The sequence below is a fragment of the Streptomyces sp. BF23-19 genome, from assembly GCF_041106355.1.
Classification (GTDB): Bacteria; Actinomycetota; Actinomycetes; order Streptomycetales; family Streptomycetaceae; genus Streptomyces; species Streptomyces virginiae_A.
The window spans coordinates 71,842-76,903 of sequence record NZ_JBGBPT010000041.1 but is presented as its reverse complement, the minus strand read 5'-3'; the positions used below and the strand labels follow the sequence as shown (position 1 = coordinate 76,903).

The window sequence follows — 5,062 nt, the reverse complement described above, 5'->3', positions numbered from 1 at the left end:
GCCGCCGACGGCCAGGAGCACCGCGCCGCCGAGTGCGATCGCCTGGGCGGAGCTGCCGGTGGAGGCGAGGCCGCCGCCGTTGGTCGTGACACCCGTACCGGTGGCCGAGGTGCTCGGCGTCGCGGTCGCGGTGGGCGTCGCGGAGCCGGTCGGGGTCGGCGAGGCCGAGGTGGTGCCGCTCGGGGTCGAGGTCGGGGCCGGTCCGGCGCCCTTCGCGTTGATCACGAGGGCCGCCGTGTCGTTGCTGTGGTTCGGGTCCCAGCGCTGGCCCGTGGTGCCCTGCGGCGTCTCGCGGCCGACCGTGATCGAGCCCTTGGCGTCCGCCACGACCTTCTCGATCTTCAGCTGGAACGGGTAGGCGAACGTCTCCTTCTCCCCGACGACATGGCCGGTGGAGCAGAAGTAGCGCGGCGCGCCCAGGGCCTGCTCGCGGTCGCTGCCGTCCGCGCCGACCCCCGTGCAGCCGGCCGGGACCTTCGTGACCCTCGCACCCGCCGGGATCACGATGTCGGTCCGGGCGATGTGGTCACCGTGGCGCAGGTCGGCGACCCACGCGGGGCCGTTGTTGCGGAACCCGAAGTCGACGTCGAACGTGTCACCGGCCTTGCCCGTGAGGGACACGCCCGTGGCCACCAGGTCGGCGGTGTTGCGCGTCGTGAAGTCGAACTCCTGGATGTTGTTCCAAGGGTCGAGGTCGGTCGCCTGCTGGGCGGACCGGGCCGCGGCCTTGGGGGCCTGCTTCGCCGCGGCCAGCTTGTTGCCGGCGGCGAACGCGCGGTTCTTCGCCGCCGCCTTCGGCTGCTCACCGGCCGCGTACACCGCGTAGGTCAGGCCGTCCGTGAAGGCGTGCGGGGCGGCCTTGAGGGTCAGCGGGCCGTCGACGCCGTAGAGCGCGTCCGGCTCGTACTCGCCTTCCAGCAGGCACTGCACCGTGCTCCAGCCCGTGTTCCAGGGCCGGCCCGCCGTGCTGTCCTCGGAGTAGGAGCAGTTGTCGTACTGCTCGACCAGGTCGATGCCGTGGGTGGTGCGGATCTCGAGCACCACGCCGTTGACGGGGTCCGTGCCCTCGTTGGCGAAGATGATCGACAGGTTCTGCTTGTCGCCCGGCTTCTGCTCCGACTTCAGCCTGGCCCGCTCCAGCACCAGGTCGGGGCCGCCGACGCGCACCTTGGTGGTGGCGGCCTTGAAGGTGGCGCCTTCCGCCGTGCCGGTGAGCGTCAGGTCCGCGGTCGCGCCGACCTTGCTGTCCCGGGCCGCGCCGAGGTCCAGCTTCACGACGGTGCTCTCGCCCGTCCACAGCCCCCAGCGCTTGCAGGTCACGGTCGCCGCCGTGAGCGTGCAGTCCTTCTCCCGGCCCTTGGCGAGCGCCACGTCGGCGACGCCCTTGAGGGCGCCCAGGTCGATGGTGAAGGTGCTCGGGCGGTCGAACGTCTTGGTGGAGTCGTTGACGATCCGGAACTCCACCGAGGTCTTCTGCGGTTCACCGCTCTGCCCGGGGTGCGGGCGCAGACCGATCCCGGCCGGTCCGGCCAGGGTGAAGACGGGGTCCGCGGCGTGGGCGGGAGTGATGGCCGCTCCCAGCACCACGAGGGCGCCGGCGGCCAGCAGCGAGATGCGCTTTCTCATGCAGCCGTTGACTGTCGAACATCAGTCGCAGTTGCACACTTCATTGTGTGATCGACACCACAGCTCGGCACGGCGGATTCCGGTACAACCATCAAGGCTGAACATCTGTCACGTATGTACCGCGGTGGGTACCGCGCTCGGAGGGGGAGCGCGGTACCCACCGCTGTCAGATCGTCGGTTCCGGATCGCTCACCGGCCGGCGCGGCGGAACCTCCGGGACCGCCATGAACGGCAGCCGCAGCGCGCCGAAGGCGTCCTTCGGGACCGCCGGACGGACCGGCTCCACCGCGTCCAGGCGGACGTACGCGGCCCCCTGCTCGGGCCGTGGGTCCCGCTCCCCCACGTTCGGCCAGTACGACATCGCCCGTTCCGCCTGCGCGGTGATCGTCAGCGACGGGTTCACCCCGAGGTTCGCGGAGACGGCCGCGCCGTCCACCACCGAGATGCCCGGGTGCCCGTAGAGCCGGTGGTACGGGTCCACCACCCCCTCCTCGGGCGAGGCGCCGATCGGGCAGCCGCCCAGGAAGTGCGCGGTCAGCGGGGTCCCCATCAGCTCGCCGATGTTGCTGCCCGGGAAGCCGTTGATCTCCTCGGCCAGCAGGGTCGCGGCCTGCGTGGCCTCCGCGATCTGGACCGGGTTCGGGGCGCCGTGGCCCTGGCGGGCGGTGAGCAGGCCCTTCCCGATCCCGCCGGGCTTGCGGTACGTGGTCAGCGAGTTGTCCAGCGACTGCATGACCAGGCCGATGATGGTCCGCTCCGACCAGCGCCGGTTGGACAGCGACCGCGCCAGCTGCACCGGGTGCCGCACGGTCCGGCCCAGCCAGGCACGGACCCGGTGCGCGCTGTGGGGCACCTGGAGGACGGTCATGAACCCCATGGCGTTGGAGCCCTTGCCGTAGCGGACGGGCTCGATGTGGGTGTCGGCGTTGGGGTGCACGGAGGAGGTGATCGCCACGCCCCGGGTGAAGTCGGCCCGGCGCTCGCCCCCGTGCAGTTTGCGGTAGCGGCGGTCGTCGGTCTGCGCGCCGACCAGGCCCTCGGAGTTGGTCCGGGTCAGCTCCCCGAGCCGGTGCGAGAGGCGCGGGAGCTCGCCGCGGTCCTTCATCGTGTGCAGCAGGGTCTGGGTTCCGTACGTGCCCGCCGCGACGACCACGTACCGGGCGCGCAGGACCTTCGCCCGGCCCCGCCGGCGGCCGTCGGTGGGGACGGTGCGGACGCGGTAGCCGCCCTCGGGGTGGTCGGAGAGCGCGGTGACGGTGGTCATCGGGTGGATGACGGCGCCGGCGCGCTCGGCGAGGTGCAGGTAGTTCTCGTTCAGGGTGTTCTTCGCGCCGTGCCGGCAGCCGGTCATGCACTCGCCGCACTCCGTGCAGGCCTTGCGGGCGGGGCCGGCGCCGCCGAAGTACGGGTCGGGGACCTCGTCCCCGGGCCGGACCTTCGGCTGCCCGGCGGCGTCGTCGCCGTCCCCGAAGAAGACGCCGACCGGGGCCATGTGGAAGGAGTCCGCGACGCCCATCTTCTCGGCGGCCGCCTTGAGGTGGACGTCGGAGGGGGTCATGGTCGGGTTGAGGCGCACCCCGAGCATCCGCTTGGCCTGCTCGTAGTAGGGGGCGAGCTCGCCCCGCCAGTCGGTGATGGAGGCCCACTGCCGGTCCTCGAAGAAGGCGGTGGGCGGCACGTACAGCGTGTTGGCGTAGTTGAGGGAGCCGCCACCGACGCCGGCGCCCGCGAGCACCATCACGTTGCCGAGCAGGTGGATCCGCTGGATCCCGTACAGCCCGAGGGCCGGGGCCCACAGGTAGTTGCGCAGGTCCCAGCTGTTCTTCGGCAGGCTCTCGCGGGTGAAGCGGCGTCCGGCCTCCAGGACGCCGACGCGATAGCCCTTCTCGGTCAGGCGCAGCGCCGAGACCGATCCGCCGAAGCCCGATCCGATGACGATGACGTCGTAGTCGTACGACCCGGACCCGGACCCTGGTTCGGACCCGGATTCGGATGCGGACTCAGAAGACTCAGAAGACTCGGACACGCTGCTCCCCTTAGCGGAGTCGGAGGGCCTTCATGACCTGGAGGCTGCGGGTCATGAACGCCGCGTACTTCTCGTCGTCCATGCCCAGCGAGGGGGCCATCGGGAGCAGCCGCTGGTGGGCGACCGTCTGGGCCTCGGTGTACTTGAGGATGCCCTCGGAGCCGTGGCGGCGGCCGAGGCCGGAGTCCTTCATACCGCCCATGGGCGCCTGGGCGCTGCCGTAGGCGGGGGCGTAGCCCTCGTTGATGTTGACGGTGCCGGTGCGCAGGCGGGCGGCGACGGCGTGACCGCGGCGGGAGTCCTTGGTCCAGACGCTGGAGTTCAGGCCGTAGGCGGTGGCGTTGGCCTCGGCGATCGCCTGGTCCTCGTCGGTGAAGCGGTAGATGGAGACGACCGGTCCGAAGGTCTCCTCGCCGCACACCGCCATGGGGGCCTCGACGCCGTCGAGGATGGTGGGCTCGTAGAAGAGCGGGCCGATGTCGGGGCGGGCGGTGCCGCCGGCGACGAGGGTGGCGCCCTTGGCCACGGCTTCGTCCACGTGCCGCTGCACGGTCTCCAACTGGCGCTCGCCGACCAGCGAGCCCATGTCGGCGCCGTACGCGAGGGAGGCGCCGAGCCGCATGGCCTTCGTACGGGCCGCGAAGCGCTCGACGAAGGCGTCGGCGATCGAGGCGTGGACGTAGAGCCGCTCGATGGAGATGCAGAGCTGGCCGGCGGAGGAGAAGCAGGCGCGGACGGCGCCGGCGGCGGCCTTCTCGATGTCGGCGTCGTGCAGCACGAGCATGGCGTTCTTGCCGCCGAGTTCGAGGGTGACACCGACGAGGCGGTCGGCCGCGCCCCGGGCGACCTCGCGGCCGGTGCGGGTGGAGCCGGTGAAGGAGACGTAGTCCGCGTGCCGGACCACCTCGGGGCCGACGACGGGGCCCTCGCCTAGCACGATCTGGAAGACCTCGGCGGGCAGTCCGGCCTCGATCAGCAGGTCGCGGGCCCACAGGGCGGTCAGCGCGGTCTCGGTGTCGGGCTTCATGACGAGCGCGTTGCCGGAGACGAAGGCGGGCAGGGCGTCGCCGACCGACAGTTCGAGGGGGTAGTTCCAGGGGGCGATCTGGCCGACGACCCCGCGCGGCTGGCGCAGCTCGGTGACCTTGGTGAGGGTGGGCATGGCGCCGGTGTGGCCCTTGGGGCGCAGGTACCAGGGGGCCTTGCGGCCGTAGTGGCGGGCCGAGACGGCGACCGCCTGGACCTCCTCGTGCGCGTGCAGGCGGGCCTTGCCGGTCTCCAGCTGGATCAGGTCGAGGATCTCGGCCTGGCGGGCGAGGACCAGGTCGTGGAAGCGCAGCAGGACCGCCGCGCGTCGGCGGACGGGGAGCGCCGCCCAGGCGGTCAGTTCACCCCGGTGCGCCGGCTGTG

3 protein-coding genes are annotated in these 5,062 nt (G+C 72.0%); all 3 read right to left on the bottom strand.

All coding sequences use genetic code 11. The features are described 5' to 3' along the window. On the bottom strand, positions 1-1,626 hold a 1,626-nt coding region (locus AB8A24_RS23240), incomplete at its 3' end, for a peptidase (RefSeq protein WP_369477451.1). 166 nt (positions 1,627-1,792) lie between these two features. Next, positions 1,793-3,565, bottom strand: a complete 1,773-nt coding sequence (locus AB8A24_RS23235) for a GMC oxidoreductase (protein WP_266384849.1) — start codon at positions 3,563-3,565, stop codon at positions 1,793-1,795. A gap of 97 nt (positions 3,566-3,662) precedes the next feature. After that, on the bottom strand, positions 3,663-5,062 hold a 1,400-nt coding region (locus AB8A24_RS23230), incomplete at its 5' end, for a succinic semialdehyde dehydrogenase (RefSeq protein WP_369477449.1).